General features: G+C 48.5%; 16 protein-coding genes. 5 read left to right on the forward strand and 11 right to left on the reverse strand.

The genetic code is table 11. The annotated features are described in order from the left end of the window. Nucleotides 1-2: 2 nt before the first annotated feature. From LCM29_RS09640 to LCM29_RS09650, 3 genes are read right to left on the reverse strand one after another with little or no spacing between them, the layout of a single operon-like run. Nucleotides 3-1,145, reverse strand: a complete 1,143-nt coding sequence (locus LCM29_RS09640; RefSeq protein WP_224862343.1) for an aminotransferase class I/II-fold pyridoxal phosphate-dependent enzyme — start codon at nucleotides 1,143-1,145, stop codon at nucleotides 3-5. Continuing rightward, a complete protein-coding gene (locus tag LCM29_RS09645; RefSeq protein WP_224862345.1) occupies nucleotides 1,142-1,981 on the reverse strand; it encodes an NAD-dependent epimerase/dehydratase family protein in 840 nt (279 codons plus the stop codon). The genes LCM29_RS09640 and LCM29_RS09645 overlap by 4 nt, the downstream gene beginning before the upstream one ends. Nucleotides 1,982-1,995: 14 nt before the next feature. Beyond that, nucleotides 1,996-3,912, reverse strand: coding sequence for a polysaccharide biosynthesis protein (locus tag LCM29_RS09650; protein WP_224862347.1), 1,917 nt, complete (start codon nucleotides 3,910-3,912; stop codon nucleotides 1,996-1,998). 397 nt (nucleotides 3,913-4,309) lie between these two features. On the opposite strand from LCM29_RS09650, the gene LCM29_RS09655 reads away from it, so the two are divergent. Further along, nucleotides 4,310-5,062 carry a homing endonuclease associated repeat-containing protein gene (locus tag LCM29_RS09655; RefSeq protein WP_214744652.1) on the forward strand — a complete coding sequence of 251 codons (753 nt, stop codon included), beginning with the start codon at nucleotides 4,310-4,312 and terminating at the stop codon, nucleotides 5,060-5,062. 51 nt (nucleotides 5,063-5,113) lie between these two features. Here the strand turns inward: LCM29_RS09655 and LCM29_RS09660 are convergent, their stop codons facing one another. From LCM29_RS09660 to speE, 4 genes are all read right to left on the reverse strand, one after another. Further along, nucleotides 5,114-6,070, reverse strand: coding sequence for a sodium-dependent bicarbonate transport family permease (locus tag LCM29_RS09660; protein WP_214744654.1), 957 nt, complete (start codon nucleotides 6,068-6,070; stop codon nucleotides 5,114-5,116). Nucleotides 6,071-6,287: 217 nt separating this feature from the next. After that, nucleotides 6,288-6,647 (reverse strand): DUF2294 domain-containing protein, encoded by a 360-nt coding sequence (locus LCM29_RS09665; protein WP_031422162.1) that lies wholly within the window; start codon nucleotides 6,645-6,647, stop codon nucleotides 6,288-6,290. Next, on the reverse strand, nucleotides 6,648-7,529 hold the full coding sequence (gene speB / locus LCM29_RS09670; protein ID WP_214784858.1) for an agmatinase: 882 nt from the start codon (nucleotides 7,527-7,529) through the stop codon (nucleotides 6,648-6,650). Beyond that, on the reverse strand, nucleotides 7,526-8,365 hold the full coding sequence (gene speE, locus LCM29_RS09675; RefSeq protein ID WP_012727429.1) for a polyamine aminopropyltransferase: 840 nt from the start codon (nucleotides 8,363-8,365) through the stop codon (nucleotides 7,526-7,528). Before speE ends, speB begins: the two co-directional genes overlap by 4 nt. A gap of 201 nt (nucleotides 8,366-8,566) precedes the next feature. On the opposite strand from speE, the gene LCM29_RS09680 reads away from it, so the two are divergent. The 4 genes from LCM29_RS09680 to cls all read left to right on the forward strand — a co-directional run bounded on the left by LCM29_RS09680 (nucleotide 8,567) and on the right by cls (nucleotide 12,871). Continuing rightward, complete coding sequence (locus LCM29_RS09680; protein WP_224862349.1) at nucleotides 8,567-9,505, forward strand: EAL domain-containing protein; 939 nt, start codon at nucleotides 8,567-8,569, stop codon at nucleotides 9,503-9,505. Between the two features lie 189 nt (nucleotides 9,506-9,694). Beyond that, on the forward strand, nucleotides 9,695-10,879 hold the full coding sequence (locus LCM29_RS09685; RefSeq protein WP_224862351.1) for a chloride channel protein: 1,185 nt from the start codon (nucleotides 9,695-9,697) through the stop codon (nucleotides 10,877-10,879). A gap of 65 nt (nucleotides 10,880-10,944) precedes the next feature. After that, a complete protein-coding gene (locus LCM29_RS09690) occupies nucleotides 10,945-11,295 on the forward strand; it encodes a hypothetical protein (RefSeq protein ID WP_074035622.1) in 351 nt (116 codons plus the stop codon). Between the two features lie 46 nt (nucleotides 11,296-11,341). Continuing rightward, nucleotides 11,342-12,871, forward strand: coding sequence for a cardiolipin synthase (cls, locus tag LCM29_RS09695; RefSeq protein ID WP_224862353.1), 1,530 nt, complete (start codon nucleotides 11,342-11,344; stop codon nucleotides 12,869-12,871). Here cls and LCM29_RS09700 read toward each other — a convergent pair. The 4 genes from LCM29_RS09700 to LCM29_RS09715 form a co-directional block, all read right to left on the reverse strand. Continuing rightward, nucleotides 12,847-13,380 carry a TVP38/TMEM64 family protein gene (locus tag LCM29_RS09700; RefSeq protein WP_224862355.1) on the reverse strand — a complete coding sequence of 178 codons (534 nt, stop codon included), beginning with the start codon at nucleotides 13,378-13,380 and terminating at the stop codon, nucleotides 12,847-12,849. The genes cls and LCM29_RS09700 overlap by 25 nt on opposite strands. A 64-nt stretch (nucleotides 13,381-13,444) precedes the next feature. Then, nucleotides 13,445-14,722 carry a dicarboxylate/amino acid:cation symporter gene (locus LCM29_RS09705; protein ID WP_224862357.1) on the reverse strand — a complete coding sequence of 426 codons (1,278 nt, stop codon included), beginning with the start codon at nucleotides 14,720-14,722 and terminating at the stop codon, nucleotides 13,445-13,447. 157 nt (nucleotides 14,723-14,879) lie between these two features. Next, nucleotides 14,880-15,383 (reverse strand): YwhD family protein, encoded by a 504-nt coding sequence (locus LCM29_RS09710; protein WP_224862359.1) that lies wholly within the window; start codon nucleotides 15,381-15,383, stop codon nucleotides 14,880-14,882. Between the two features lie 55 nt (nucleotides 15,384-15,438). Beyond that, complete coding sequence (locus LCM29_RS09715; RefSeq protein ID WP_224862361.1) at nucleotides 15,439-16,488, reverse strand: DUF871 domain-containing protein; 1,050 nt, start codon at nucleotides 16,486-16,488, stop codon at nucleotides 15,439-15,441. Nucleotides 16,489-16,505: the final 17 nt, after the last annotated feature.

The following is a 16,505-nucleotide window of genomic DNA, read 5'->3' on the forward strand; positions in this document are numbered from 1 at the left end:
CCTTACACGCTTTTTTCTTTTACGAAATGGCGTGTATCTAGCACGGCCTGAATCACTTTCTGTTGTTCACCAATCGTCAAGCTTGAACTCGATGGCAAGCAAACACCGTTTTCAAATAAGTGGCGACTCATGTCTTCCCCGTCAACCGTGACATATTCGGCATCTCGATAAATCGGTTGTAGGTGCATCGGTTTCCAGACTGGCCGTGATTCAATTTCGGCGTCGCTCAACTGTTGAATCAACTGATCACGGCTGGCGATATCGCGTCCGACTTGCATGGCGGTCAACCAACGATTCGCACGAGAGAAAGGGATTTCTTGTTGATACGTGACATCAATCGTCGAAAACATTTGTTCATACCGACGAAAGACGTTACGTCTCGCCCGGACTCGTTGTTCGATGACCTCTAGCTGTCCTCGACCGATCCCTGCCGACACATTACTCAAGCGATAGTTGTACCCGACTTCTTCATGTTCGTAATGTAAAACGTTCTCTCTTGCTTGCGTTGCGAGTTTCAACGCATATTGGCGCTGACTGTCAGAGCCTAGCAATAGCATCCCTCCACCGGATGTGGTGATGATTTTGTTCCCATTGAACGAATAAAATCCGATGTCACCAATCGTACCGGTCATCTGCCCTTTCCAAGTCGCTCCGAGCGATTCCGCCGCATCCTCAATCAGTGTCACCCCAAACTCTTGGCAAATGTGACGAATCTCGCCAATCTTCGCGACTACCCCGTATAAATGAACGACGATGACCGCTTTTGGTAACTTTCCTTTTGTAGCGGCTTGAACCAATGCTTTTCGCAATGCTTCCGGTGACATGTTCCACGTTTCCCTCTCTGAATCGATGAATACCGGTGTCGCCCCGACATACAGAATGGGATTGACCGAAGCGACGAATGTGAGCGACTGACAAAAGATCACATCTCCTCTTTCGATTCCTAACGTCAACAACGCGAGATGGAGCGCCGCTGTGCCAGAACTCGTTGCGAGTGTATGCGGGTGATCAACGTACTTCCCAAGCTCTTCTTCAAAGGCGTTAACGTTCGGACCGAGTGGCGCAATCCAGTTACTTGTGAATGCTTCTTCTACATAAGCCATCTCTCGTCCGGACATGTGCGGTTTTGATAATAAAATAGTCATGTGCTCATGTCCTCCTTCATCATCGTTTGATAGGCGTTGTACCATTCGATCGTCTTCCGTAACCCCTCGTGAAGCGGGGTACGTGGTCGAAATCCAATCATCGCTTCTAGCGTAGGCAAATCTGTTTCTTGAAAGACTTGGTCACGCATCGGTAGAGATACATGGACCGGTTGATGCATCTGGTGTCCGATTTCGGTGAGCAGCGTTTGGACGTGTACATAATCCGAGGCATCGATTCGGAACTGCCCAACGATTGGCAAGCCTGACTGAATCAATTTGATGACGCGAACGACGGTTTCGACCACATCATCGATATAAGAGGCTTTTACAATGTCCGTTGCATAGAATCCGACCATACGATGACCTTGGTCAATCGCGAGTACCGCTTTCGAAAACAGGGTTGTCGAATCATCCCAAGGTCCGTATACATCCTCTGTTATCAGATGAAGCGCTGATGAAGAATGACGAGTCTGTTCCATTGGAAGGTCGAACGTGATGAACGACTGAATCGGCACCCGACTTTTTTGATTCATGACGAGCTGCTTCACTTGTTCGTATCGCTCTATTTCACGATTTTGATAGACCCCACTGCATAAGATGACGTGATTCGGTTCATACATCGTCACGATTTGGCGCATATGTGGCTTATGGGAGACATCTGTTCGAATGAGATGGAACAAGGGATGAGACAAAACGTATAATCGTTGTCTCGCAAGCTGCGCTTTCGCTTCTCCTTCATCATCAATCCCAATCACTTCGTATCCGTCTTTTAGTAGTCGCCTGGCAAGATGAAATCCTTTGAACGTGGATACACCGATCACCATGACACGATCCATTGCACTCCCCCCTTTTAATTTCCATCGACGACCCGGATGCGCACTTGCTGGGCTGGGATAAACTCGAATCCACTTGCAAAAATTCGTTGTAGATCTCGGTCAATATCATTACTGTTTGCGACGAATAATAACGCGTCTGTCAGTGCCGGACCGTTTTGTCGGAAGTGTTCAATCAACCGTAAGATGGGAGCGACCGATGTGAACGGGCGGGTGCAACCGACAAAGATTTTCGGGAAGATGTTCGCCTCTGGGTCTAACTCATTTGTAGCCAGTAATTCTTCATATAACTTTTCACCCGGGCGAATCCCCGTCACTTCAATCGGAATTTGATCGATGGTGAACCCGCTGAGCTCAATCATCTTTTTCGCTAAATCGATAATTTTGACCGGTTCTCCCATATCGAGCACGAAGATTTCTCCACCTCGGGATAACACACTCGCTTGAATGACGAGTCGACTCGCCTCTGGGATGGTCATGAAGTAACGGGTCATCTCTGAATCCGTTACCGTGACCGGTCCTCCTTGGGCAATTTGTTCTTTGAAGAGAGGGACGACCGAACCACGGCTACCGAGAACGTTACCGAATCGAACGACCGCGAAAATCGTATCGCTTGAACGTGCTTTTTCCTGAACGATCATCTCTGCGATTCGTTTCGTCGACCCCATGACGTTCGTTGGGTTGACCGCTTTATCGGTCGATACCATGACGAATCGATCGACCCGATATTTCGAAGCCACATCGACCATATTCTTTGTGCCATAGATATTATTTTTGACTGCTTCAAGCGGGTTATCTTGCATGAGCGGAACGTGTTTGTGTGCCGCCGCGTGATAGACGATTTCTGGACGATACGTTTGAAAGACGTGTTCGAGTCTCTCTACATCTTGCACATCCCCGATCACTGGATGAAGTTTCGTCTCAAGTCCAAGTCCGTTTAACTCTTTCTCGATTAAATAAATGCTGTTTTCTCCATGTCCGAAAAGGATCATCTCGGCCGGTTTGAACTTAATCAATTGACGACAGAGTTCCGAACCAATCGACCCTCCTGCCCCTGTCACGAGGACCGTTGCTCCTTCCACGTGCTTCGAGATACCTGAAATATCGAGTTGTACCGGCTCTCGTCCTAACAAATCCTCGATTTTCACTTCGCGAATTTCGTTAATCGACACATTTCCGGTAGCAAGTTCGGACAACATTGGGAGTGCATGTGATTCAACGCCAGTCTTTTCAATACGTTTCAACAATTCGATGCGTCTTGCGTGTGCTAGACTCGGGATAGAGAAAATGACGACTTCAATTCCTTGCTCTTCGATGATGCGTTCTAAATCGTCTGTCGTACCGAGAATCGGGACACCGTGTACATATAAGGAGGCGAGCATCGGATCGTCATCGATAATTCCAACCACATGGAGGACGTTCGTCCGATACTCTTTCAACTCACGTACGATGAGCTGTCCAGAGTTCCCGGCCCCGATGATCAGTGTTTTCCGACCTTGTGGGGCAGGATGCGGTTTGAACGTATGCAAGACGTGATGACGGGCCAAGAAACGCGTGAATAAAATCATGTTGAATGCTAATAGCCCTTGAACTGCAATCATGACACCGAGCCCGCGTCCGAATTGAAACTGGTTGTAGGCGAATAGAATCAAGTCGCTGCTAACCAACGCAATGGTTACTTGTTTCATTTCATGGATTGAAGCGTATCGCCAATCGATTCGATGAATTTTCAAAAGCGCCCCGACCAGCATGAAGCTAAACATTTTGATTGCCACCATCAGTAACAAATTGTATGTTGTTGCTGTGAACGGCATCACTTTCGAAAATAAAATATCAAACGTCATATATAAGACGATTGAGACGATTGCGATATCGACGCAGAAGAATAATAAGTTTCTGCGATTTCTTCGATATACGTTGACGAGTGTAGCCATTGTGTATTGCACCTCCAAATGTCTAAGTTGTGTAATCGTGTTGGGTATGGTGTGCGAAGAATACGTTGATGCTAGTAAACTACCCGAGTCGTTGTAACAAATTTAAGGATAATGCGAGCTTTTTGTTATTAATGAAATCGCTGTAACAAATAAGTTCACAAAGTTATTCTTATCTTTTCCTTCACATAATGAATAATTTTCTTCCGAGCGGGAATGGAAAGAACATACCAAATAAAATTGGGTGTTGTTGACAACTGTGTTTTGAATGAAAAGGAGGAACCTGTACCGCATCGCTGTTTTACTTCTGTACGACCAATCTGACAACATACATGTTCATTCACACCAAGAGACCTTCTGAGACGCCCGTGAGCGTTCACACAAAAGGAGAGACACCAAGATGAAAAAATGGACAAGACCTCAAATCGTACAAGCTTTGCAGTTGGCTGCCCAAGAATACGCAGAACTTGATTCCAAACAATATAGCGTTTGGTCTCATGACAAGAATGTCCCTTCCCTTTCCACCGTCATCCACCAATTTGGTTCGTGGCGTGAAGCCCTCGTTGCAGCACAGATTAAGCTTTCGTTTCATTATTATTCAGACGAAGATATTCTACGCGCGTTAAACAAAGCCGCAGAAGAGCTCACGCTATTCACGAGTCAAACTTACCGAGAATGGTCAAAAGTGACACGATCGCCATCTCTCACCCTCATCAGTAGTCGCTTTGGTTCATGGTCGAATGCACTCCGAGAAGCGAAACTTCAAACAACGGCCGCTAAAAATAGTGAAGAACGCATCATCCAAGCCTTGATCGAAGCATCGGAAGAACTCGAACGTCTCACGTCTCAACATTACGCGGTGTGGGCGCAAGAACGAGGCTATCCGACCGTTGCGACCATCGCTAGAAAGTATGGTTCTTGGAGCTACGCTCTTTTCGTATTGGACATCGCTCCACCGAAACGGAAATGGGATGAAGAAGATGTGATTGAAGCGCTCCGGCTCGCGAAGAAAGAATTGCCTCATTTCAGCATCCTCCACTATCGAAAATGGGCGGAAGGACGGAACGTGCCGAGTACATCGACGATTAACGTCCTCTTTGGAAGCTGGACGGCCGCTCTCAAATGTATGGAAGCGCAAAAAGTGACACAATAATGCTCAACGAACACACAAAAAGCGCCGACTCAGGAGGAGTCGACGCTTTTTTCATGTGACGATTGCAATGTACAACGGAATACCAATCAACAAGTTGAACGGGAACGTGACCGCAAGGGAGAGGGTCAAATAAAAGGACGGTTTCGCTTCTGGGACCGAGGCTTGTAGCATCGCAGGCGCGGCGATGTATGAACCGCTCGCCGCTAATGTCATAAGAAGTATCGTTCCTCCTTCTGAAAGACCAGCGACACCCGCTGCCAAAAAGCCAACAAGTGCCCCAATCAACGGGAATAACATTCCCATGGCAACGAACTTCAGCCCATACGTCGGCACCGTCTTCAACTGTTGTCCGACTTTTACCCCCAATCCTAATAAGAAGAGAAGCAACACCCCTGGGAACAAGTCCACAAAGAATGGTTTGAGTGGAGTCGCATCTGGCGTCACGAGTCCGACCACAAGACCTGCCAGCATAAGCAAGATGCTCTTCGAAAATAAGCTATCCCGGAGGACAGACAGCGAATTCGTTTTGCCCGACGTCGCGGTGATCCCCATCACCTGAGTTTGGTTATATAACAGTAACGCCACAATCAGTCCAGGGATTTCAAGCACGACGACCAATGTCGTCATGAACGGTTCATATCCAATCCCAAGGCGCTCAAGCTGCGTCGATGCAGCCACATAGGTCACGAGCGAGACGGAACCGAACGTCGCAGCCATGGCAATCCGTTCATGAAAGGTAAACTTCAGGAGACCTCCTGCGAGAAAAGCGAGGAGCGGTAATAAAATCCCAATCAACAGCGTCACAGTCAATGGCAGTGCAATTTCTTCAAATGATACCGAGGCGAGTCCCATCCCACCTTTCAATCCAATGGCCAGTAGTAAGTAAATGTTTAGCGTCGTGCTCAGTGAATCAGGAATCTTCAAGTTCGATTTCCCGACTGCGGCAATCACGCCCGTTACAAATAGAAGCACGGGAGCACTCGTGAGTAAAAATAAAAACAATTCCATACATGTTCCTCCTTGGCGACAAAAAAGCGCACACCTAAAGAAGGCGTGCGCTGTATGCCGACGGCTCGACTATTCGCTCCGTCAGGCCGACAACTGTCGGTTGATTAAATTGTTCAGTAGCTCCGTAAGAAGATTTCGAAAGCACGCCTCGTGACGACTCGTCCATTCGCTCCTCTCACGTCTCTGAATTTCATTTTAAAAAGTCGACGTTCCGTTGTCAATCGGTTTGATCCCAAGGCGCGTCCAAACGAAAGACGATGAGACGCTCCCCTGTTTTCGTACTGATGTCCGTGTGGAGCGAAACAATCGAACGGCCGAGCACTTGCCCGACAATCGTTTCAAGTTGGCTCCGTCCCGATTCGACGAGATTGTTGCGGTATTTCTTCAATTGCTCGCGACCTGACGACTTGGTGGCCAAGTCATACTCGGCCGGTGTCAACACACCTTGGAGTGTGACGATGGCGAGGTCCCGAAGCAGGTCTGCCTTACACGTCAATGACCCGCGACCCAAATATTCTTTCTCCCATTGGGTGATCCGGGCGCTCAGTTCCATTTCCAGCTGACCTTTTTTCCGCATTTACTTCACGAATCCAATCATCATCTCACGAAGAATTTTTGCTGCCGCGATGGCCGTCATATCCGACTGATCGTATGCCGGTGACACTTCGACAAGGTCTGCGCCGATGATGTCGAGGTCTGCGTTCGCGATAGCGTGTACCGCTTCTAACAATTCTTTCGTCGAGATGCCGCCGATTTCTTGTGTACCTGTCCCTGGTGCTGCTGACGGGTCAAGAACGTCGATGTCGATCGTGACATATACTTTTTTCCCAGCGAGTGTCGGTAAGACGCGCTTGAGTGGCTCGATGACTTCAAATTGATGCATGTTGTAGCCGACTTCACGTGCCCACTCAAACTCTTCTTTCATCCCTGAACGGATCCCGAACGAGTAACAGTTCGATGGTCCAATCAAGTTTGCCGCTTTTTTAAGCGGAGTCGAGTGTGAGAGTGGCTCGCCTTCATACTCATCCCGAAGGTCCGTATGCGCATCCAAGTGGATGATGACAAAGTCGTCGCCGTACACGTCGTGCATCGCTTTGATGATCGGCCATGTGACGAGATGTTCGCCACCCATTCCGAGTGGGAACTTGCCTGCTTTGACGACATCTTTGACGAACGCCTCGATCATATCGAGCGACTTCGGTGCGTTTCCGAATGGAAGTGGGATATCTCCTGCATCGTATACCGCTGCATCTGCCAAATCACCATCTAAATACGGGCTGTATTCTTCAAGGCCGATCGACACTTCACGAATCCGGTTCGGACCGAAACGTGAACCCGGACGGAAACTGACCGTCCAGTCCATCGGCATTCCGTAAAGAACCGTCTTCGCCTCTGTCACCTCTGGGAGACTGGCGATAAACACTTTACCTGAGTATGCTTCATCAAAACGTTTAATCATTTTGTCAAATCCTCCACGAATTTTGGAAGGACGAACGCCGCGTTGTGAAGCTTCGGCGTGTAGTATTTTGTTTCGATGTCATGGAAACGCTCAGCCGATACTTGTTCCGGATCGTATTTCTTCGAACCGATTGTGAACGTCCACATCCCGCTCGGATACGTCGGAACGTTCGCCGTGTACAATTTCGTGATCGGGAAGATTTCCTTCACGTCACGTTGAACCGTTTGAATGAGTTCTGGTGTGAACCACGGGTTATCCGTTTGTGCGACAAAGATGCCATCCTCTTTGAGCGCTTTCGAGATGCCTGCATAGAATCCTTTTGTGAAGAGGTTCGCTGCTGGCCCAACTGGTTCTGTCGAGTCGACCATGATGACGTCGTACTCGTTCTCTGATTTCGCAATATGCATGAAACCGTCACCGACGATGACTTCAACACGTGGGTTATCAAGTTCACCGGCAATGTTCGGCAAGTATTTCTTCGAATATTCAATGACTTTCCCGTCAATATCAACGAGAACTGCCTTTTCAACTGATGGGTGTTTCATGATTTCACGGATGACACCGCCGTCTCCCCCACCGACTACAAGCACATGCTTTGGATTCGGGTGTGTAAAGAGTGGGACGTGTGCGACCATCTCGTGATAGACGAATTCGTCCTTATCCGTCGTCATGACCATCCCGTCAAGTAACAACATCGTTCCGAACTCGTCCGTTTCGACCATTTCTAGTCGTTGAAACTCCGTTTGTTCGCTCTCATAAACGTGGTTTACACGGAACGTGATCCCGTAATCTTCTGTTTGGTGCTCCGTAAACCATAATTTTAATTTTTGGTCCATCGATAGAACCCCTTTCTGTTCAAAAAGTTGTTCGTATGCGAGTGGCGTTTTGAGGCGCTTCTTAATCATACGATAGGAAGTATACAAAACCTGTACCCATTTTGCACGAATTTTTTGAAGAATGGTTCCTGAATGTGAGTTTTTTGTGAGACGTGACCGATATACTGAATGAACCAATTTTGAATGGAAAGGTGGAATAGTATGTGGTCACCCTGCGCTTCTTGTAATACAACAATTCCTTTGATTGCTCAAGGGTCACTCGTCACAACATTTAAGGAATACCCGTATACATCTTTTGAAGAACTAGATGTACTTCTCTCGCAAGCAAATGGAACGGTATACTGTGTCGATCCTGCATCGAACCGTCAGACCCCGCCGCTTGAGGTCGAAGTATTAAAGGATCAGCTTGCCAATCGGCACATCATTGAACAGATTCAGCACGGCACGTTCGAGAGTCATCTCCAGCCAATCATCTTCCTCGATTCTACGGAAACGTTCGGGTACGAGGCACTTCTCCGTAGCGGTGCCAACATCTCGCCTTATGATTTATTCCGGACGGCAAACCGTTTCGGTCTTCATTCCAAGCTCGATCAGCGGGCTCGCGCTGAGGCGATTAAAGCGACGTATGAAGTCATCGCCCCTCATCAAAAGACATTCATCAACTTCTTACCCTCAACGATTTACAACCCGGACTATTGTTTGCAGCATACGTTCGACATCATCGACCGATATCAACTTAGTCCGGACCGCTTCATCTTTGAAGTCGTGGAGACGGAGAAGGTACATGACGTCGATCATCTCCAACACGTCTTTTCGACATATAAAAAGCGGGGGATGCAAGTTGCGCTAGACGACGTCGGTGCAGGTTTCTCGACCATCGACATGTTGAAGCGACTCGAACCGGACTATGTCAAAATCGACCGCTCGTATGTTTCATTTTGTGACGAGGATGCCGAAAAGCGGGATTTCCTCAAAAAAGTGCGTGCGTTGACCCACTCGATGGGCATCACACTTCTCGCTGAAGGTGTCGAGCGCATCGAAGAGGCGGATGTGTGTCGTGAACTCGGATTCGACTTGGCCCAAGGGTATTTCTTCGGAAAACCGGCTCCTGCGAAAGAGCACGTCATCAAAACAGCATAAGTACGTTTCTTCATTCCAAGTGTGGGCATCGACGTTATCGAGTGTCCGCACTTTTTTGTTTTTCGTATGAAGCGGTTGTCGCTTTCATCACTTCGATACGGTTTCATCGTTTTTTAGGTTTCGGTCTGAGGTGTTCAGGAGATAGCATATTATAGAAGGTCGACGCGAGCGAAAGAGGTGGAGATGTAGATGAAATCATGGATTGTCAGTGGCTATGCCATCGTACTCGGAATCATCATCGGCTTAGTGAGTTGGCTCTTTTTATCCGTTGTTTATAAAGGCATACACGTTGTGTGGCATACGGTACCTGAGCAATTTATTTTTCCGTTTTATGTGTTTCTCGTACCGGTCATCGCCGGGGTATGCATCGGTCTGTTGCAACGTCGGTATGGGCGAATGCCCCGTCTCATGCCTGAGGTGTTAGAAGAACGAAAAGGAACGGGGCGCATTGACTATCGTTTGATCGGATTTACGACGTTGACCGCCCTCCTCGTTCTCATTGGAGGAGCAAGTCTCGGCCCCGAGGCCGCGCTCGTCGGCATCGTCGGCGGACTCACGACATGGTTCTCAGAGCGCATCCGTCACGTCCGTCAAGAATTAGCGGAATTGCAAGAAGTCGGTCATGCCGTCGTACTCGGGATCGTCTTCAACGCGCCACTCTTTGGTGCCATTGCGGCGGAAGAAAGCGAGCAGAAAAAGCAACCGATGCTGAACCTGCTTGCGACACTCGCCGGAATCGGGACGTTTTATTTACTCAATCAACTTGACGAACGTCCACCGTTCATCATTAAGTTCCCTGCGATTGAAAGTGTCCAGATTGATTGGACGATGTTATTCATTATTCTTGGCGGCATGGTTCTCGGCTGGCTTTACTTGGTCAGTGAACATGCATTGATGCGGCTCTTCTCAAACGTGCCTATTCTACTCCTCACAACGCTCGGCGGCGTCGGGATTGGAATCATGGCTCTTCTTTATCCGAACCTCCTCTTCTCTGGAGAAGAAACGATTCTCGAATATGCAGAAGACTGGCAACTCATCCCGCTATACACTCTTCTTCTCTACAGCGTGTTAAAACTGCTCTTTACGGCATTCTGTCTAGCGTCCGGCTGGCGCGGTGGTCATATTTATCCGCTCCTCTTCTCTTCGTTCACACTCGGTTATTTTTTCAGTCTCTTGTTCGAACTCGATATGACATTTTCAGTCGTTCTGACGACGAGCGCTTTACTCGCCACGGCGATGCGACAACCGTTGGCCATCATCGTGTTGCTCGTGCTCTTTTTCCCACCGAATAGTTGGCTCTATGTATTCGCGGTCGTGGCAATCGTTTCTAAAATTCCACTTCCCTCATTCATCCATCCGCCAGTGAAAGCTTGATTTTAGATGTTGAAAAAAGGGTAATGGATGTATAGTTATGCAATCTGTCGAAAGGAGGAACGGTTGTGAGCGAATACGAAATGGCCATTGAAAACCTAATTGACGCAGTTAGCTCGGATTGGATTAGCATCATTTTAGCTATTTTAGTCGTGATTATGGGGATTGTCGTTTTCATCTACGTCGTCATGACAATCGTCGACATGTTTTTATCCAAGGACATCGTCTGGGGAATCGTTGAAGTCATCGCTCTATTCGTAGGACTGGCAGTGCTCTTGTCCGTCTTCTATTACTGGAATCGAAATCGGGTCAAAGCACAGTTCGGTCTCTTCCTCGTCTTGTTCTCTCTCGCAGTAAATGTGTACTTCTTCGTTCGTTATGCGGACGAAATTAACGCTGTCCTGAACAGCGTTTACTAAAAAACGAGGGGAATCTCCCCTCGTTTTCATCGTTCATGGAAAGGTGGTGTTTCCTTTGAAACGTCGCGTCATTCAACTCATCATCATGATCCTCAGCGTCATTTTGCTCGTCGGTCTCTTGTTTTGGCTCGATATCCTCATTCCCGTATTAATCGGGATTGCCATCGTCGCACCGCTCGTCGTCGGTTGGCAGATTTTATTTGACCAAGTACAGCCCCAAGGGAAGCTCGCCTGGTTATTGACCGTATTCTTCATCCCGTTCATCGGCGTCTTGGCATGGGTCATGTTCGGCCGTACGCCGCGTCGCCATCGACGCTTTAAACGAACATCGTCAGAAATCCGGATGCTAAAACAAGCGATCGAGAGTGAAAAAATCGAGACTTCTCCTGATATCGTGTCTGCTTATCCGTTGACACGGACACTTGAAAAATTAGGAGCAAGCGGTGCGGACGCTCACACGTCGACAACTCTCCTCGTCAACGGCGAAGAAAAGTTCGAGGCGTTATTAGATGCCATCAACAGTGCGACCGACCATATCCACATTCAATACTATCTATTTAGAACCGATGAGATTTCATTAAAGGTCCGAGATGCACTCATCCAAAAATCAAATGAGAACGTCATCGTTCGCTTTTTATATGACGGACTCGGTAGCCAAGAAATCGGGGAAGACTTTATCCAGCCGTTACAGGAATCCCGTGTCCACGTCCAAGCGTTCGATCCGGTCCTGCACCCTTATCTCGTCTTCAATGCCAACTTCCGCAACCATCAAAAACTGATTGTCGTGGATGGACGAATCGCGCTAACAGGCGGGTTGAACGTCGGTGATGAATATCTCGGAAAAAATGAGAAGCTCGGTTTCTGGCGTGACACGCATCTACGTCTCGAAGGTCCGCTTGTCCGAGAACTCCAACAGCTCTTTGTCGAGAACTGGTTATATGCGGGACAAGGGACAATCGATGAGACGTGGGACCTATTCGCAGATGAAGAGCATCTCTCTCAGTACTTTGTGAATGAACCGAAAGGACAAAACGGGGCGACACAACTGCTCGTCACGTCACCGGGTAAAGACGTGACGATTCGTGACGGGTTGATGCGTCTGTTGATGGAGGCAAAAGAGTCGATCTGGCTCACCACCCCATACCTCGTTCCTCCACCTGAACTGTTGGCGATTCTCGAAGTCGCAGGTCGTAGCGGCATTGATGTGCGCATCGTCGTACCGGGCAAGGGAGACGAATGGTTCAGCTTCCATGCGACCGAGTATTATTTCGAACAGCTGTTGAAGCGGAACATTAAAATTTATAAATACAATCGCCATTTCATCCATGCGAAAACGCTCCTGATCGATGGCAAAGTTGCCCTCGTCGGGTCAGCCAACTTCGACTTCCGGAGTATGTTTCTGAATCACGAGATGATGATCGCCCAATTCGATACGACGTCGATCCAACAACTTCACGAAGCCTTTTTAAAAGATTTTGAAGAATCGATTTTAATCGACTGGGCTGTGTTACGGAAGAAAACGACTGGTAAGCGTTTCGTCGAGGCGTTTTGTCATATCTTCTCGCCTCTTCTCTGACGCATTCGCCAGACAAGATAAGAAACTCCGACGAGACCGACCAAGAACAATTGCCATCCGACCGTCAATTGCATCGCTGCCGTCACCGCCAGCCCTTCCATGATGAGGGCAGGCACTTTCCCAATCGTACTTGCGACCGCAAATGAGGCGAGTGTCATACGACTGAACGCTGCCGATAACGTGACGAGTCCAGACGGTACGAACGGCATGAGACGCATGCCAAGGACGAGAAACCAGGCCTCGGCTCCATCGGACTCCCGGAGGCGTTGAAATCGGCCACCGTCCGGGGACGTGTAACGATGCAACGCTTTTCGGTAAAGGATGAAACTGACGATGGCGCCAACCGCCTCTCCAACAATCGATACGAGTATGCCCGGCACAAGACCGAGGACACTCACGTTGATTGCGGTCAAAAAAGCACTCGGGAGGACCCCAGCGACCGCAATGACACTATTCAGTAAAACACTGACGATTAAAAATAAGGGGAGCGGGAGCAGTTCCCATTCCATAACGATCACTCTTTCTCTTCACAAAATAAGGGCCATGACGCACTTGTCATGGCCCTTTACTATATCATAGCGATGATGAAGAGGTCGCGCCTGCTTCATCCCACGAGTCTTCGTCGACTGGTGGTAAATGTTTTTCTTCCAATTTCGAAACGACAACCGCACATGCCGCATCCCCCGTGATGTTGACAGATGTGCGAAGCATATCGAGAATACGGTCGACCCCGATAATGAGGGCAATTCCCTCTACCGGCAAGTTGACCGACTGAAGGACGAGCGCAAGCATGACAAGCCCGACTCCTGGTACACCCGCTGTCCCGATTGAAGCGAGGACCGCCGTAATGACGACTGTCAACAATTGAGTCATTGTTAAATCAGACGCGAATACTTGCGCGATGAAGATGGTTGCAACACCTTGCATGATGGCTGTTCCGTCCATGTTGACCGTTGCCCCGAGTGGTTGCACGAACGACGAAATCGAACGTGGCACACCGAGTTTTCTCTGTGCGACTTCCATCGATACCGGAAGCGTCGCATTCGACGAAGATGTCGAGAATGCGAATGTCATCGCCTCATAGAAGTTTTTGAAGAAGAACACTGGGCTCATCTTTCCGATGAAGTAAACGGCTGCCCCGTATACAATCGTTGCGTGTAAGAAGAGCGTCAAGACAACTGCGATCATATACCATGCCATCGCGACGACCGCATCGAGACCGATACCTCCAATCGCCGAAGCAATCAATGCGAATGCACCGTATGGCGCGAGCTTCATGACGATATGGATGAGGTACATCATGATGCGATCACCTTGTTTGACGAATTGACGCCATGTCTTCGCCTTGTCCCCAAGGGCGATTAACGCAAATCCAATCAATGCTGCAAAGACGATGATTTGAAGCATGTTTCCTTCAGCGAGTGCCGTAATCGGATTCGTTGGAATCATATTGACGAATGTCTGTACGATATTTGAAGAATCCTCGGTCGCTGTTGACTCAAATTCAAGACCTGTTGTTTGGAAGTCCCCACGTTCCCCTGGTTGTAGGACAGATGCGACGCCCATCGCCAACATAATCGCAAGTGCTGTCGTCGCTAAGAAGAACAAAATCGATTTCGTCCCGACCCGACCTAGCTCTTTCGGGTCCCCGAGACCCATGACGCCTAAAATAATCGAGAAGAAGACAATCGGCACGACTAACATTTTAATTAAATTCAAAAAGATCGTTCCGATTGGAGATAAAATATACGGATTCACAATCTCATAAATTGAATCCGGCAATCCCGCCAATCCGAGACCAACTACAACACCTAGCGCGAGACCGATTAAGATTTTTTTCGTTTCGCTCATCGTATCACCCTTTCTTTATTTCACAATGTAGTCAGTATATCATAATACTGAATTTTCATACAATTACAAATGAATATCTCTTCAGTTACATAATTTCCTTTTACTCCCAAAAATGCGAAACAAAAAAGATTGGAGACGAAAAAATCGTCCAATCTTTTTACTCGGCACCTAAGCGCTCGAGCTCTGCATGAAGTTCTGTCGAGTTCGTCCAAATTTCCGGGCGATGTTCTTGCAAGAAATTCGCCAATACGTCGCGGGAAGGAGCGTCCATCATGTCGATTAAAATCCGACCCTTCAACGATTTGTCCATTTGATTGACGTGATAAGGCAATAACTTATAGCCTCGTCTCGCTTCGACATCTACCAACATGTCACATGCCGCGACGCCGCCATAGTAAAAGCCTTCTCGTTTTCGACCGACCGTCACCCAAACGATCCAATACGGTTTCCCGTTCGGTACCGCTTCTTGGTCCGTCAAAAACTTGATTCGCTTCTCGATGGCAGACTTGGCGTGCATCGCACCCATATCGATTGTCGCCGTGCCCGCCTCGACATCGATGATGACCGGGGACATGTTATTTAAACTAAGCGAACCGACACCAAAACCGCCGTGTCCGTCCGTCGCGTCGTCTGAAATGATATTAAAATTAATGTCTTTCATGTTCCACCCTCCCTCTCTACTGTACACAATGATATAGGATGGTGGCAATCCCGAGTCACGTCCAATCGATTTGGAAACGTCCACCAGGTCCGATATGTTGAACGAGCGTGCGGTCCATTTCAATGACCCGACCGATGACGTTGACCCGTTCATCTGCCGGCAAATCTCGCTTCGTCACTTGCAGTTCTCCCGCATAACGCCCATATCGTTCGTTGTCCATCGTGATGCTACCGAGCAGTCGTTCTTTTGTATTTCGCGATTGAATCAAATGGCCGCCTGGTCGTCCGTAAGCTCTCGATTCAACCGAACGAATGACATTTCGGGCTGGGTCCATCCGGTTCGTATGCAGTGTCGGTAATGAATCGAAACGGTACTCTGAAGTTGCACGAAGGACGATGATTGCTTCATCGTACGCCTGAAATTGTCGTATCGCCTGATTGGACACGCGCGGGTCACCAATCAAAATTCGGTCGACCGTGGCTTGTAAATCGATGTAACACGAAAGCGGAGACTGATGGCGGTGCGCCTCGAGTGTCGGTAACGTCTCATGAAGCGGACCACGTAATTGTTCATCTCCAGGGATGAACGCCTGCACCTTGATTCCTTGCGCATGTAACCAAGCGTTTCTCTCGTCAAACCAGGAGCGGTCGAGCCCCGTCTCAGGACGAGGATAAAAGTTATGCCATGCTTCGACGTGGTCACGTCGTAGCCCTTGTCGCAACATCTCTTCAAACTCTGTTTCCGTGAGTGTACTAGCATTGAGTGCGACCATCATATGTCGTGACAAGTCGGCCACTTGTTTCGTTGTGACGCCATAATCGACACGTAGCCCTGTGACGCCCCACTCTAACAATGTATGGGCATCATCCCAGCCTTTCCCGAGTGCCTGTAAAGATGACGGGGCGATGTCTGCCACGAGTTCCATATCCAGACGTCTTGCCAATTCTCCTAACTGCTGGAGTCGTCCTGTATATAACGTCGAATCGTCTTCCGGAATATGAAGCGACGTGAAAATGCTCGTGAACCCGCTCTCTCGCATGCGTTCGATCCAATCAATAGACGCAGACGTCAGTTCCTCACTTAAGTAAACAGAAATCCCTCTCATCTATTTCCCTCCTCACA

The sequence above is a fragment of the Exiguobacterium aestuarii genome (genome assembly GCF_020171655.1).
Lineage (GTDB): Bacteria > Bacillota > Bacilli > Exiguobacteriales > Exiguobacteriaceae > Exiguobacterium > Exiguobacterium aestuarii_A.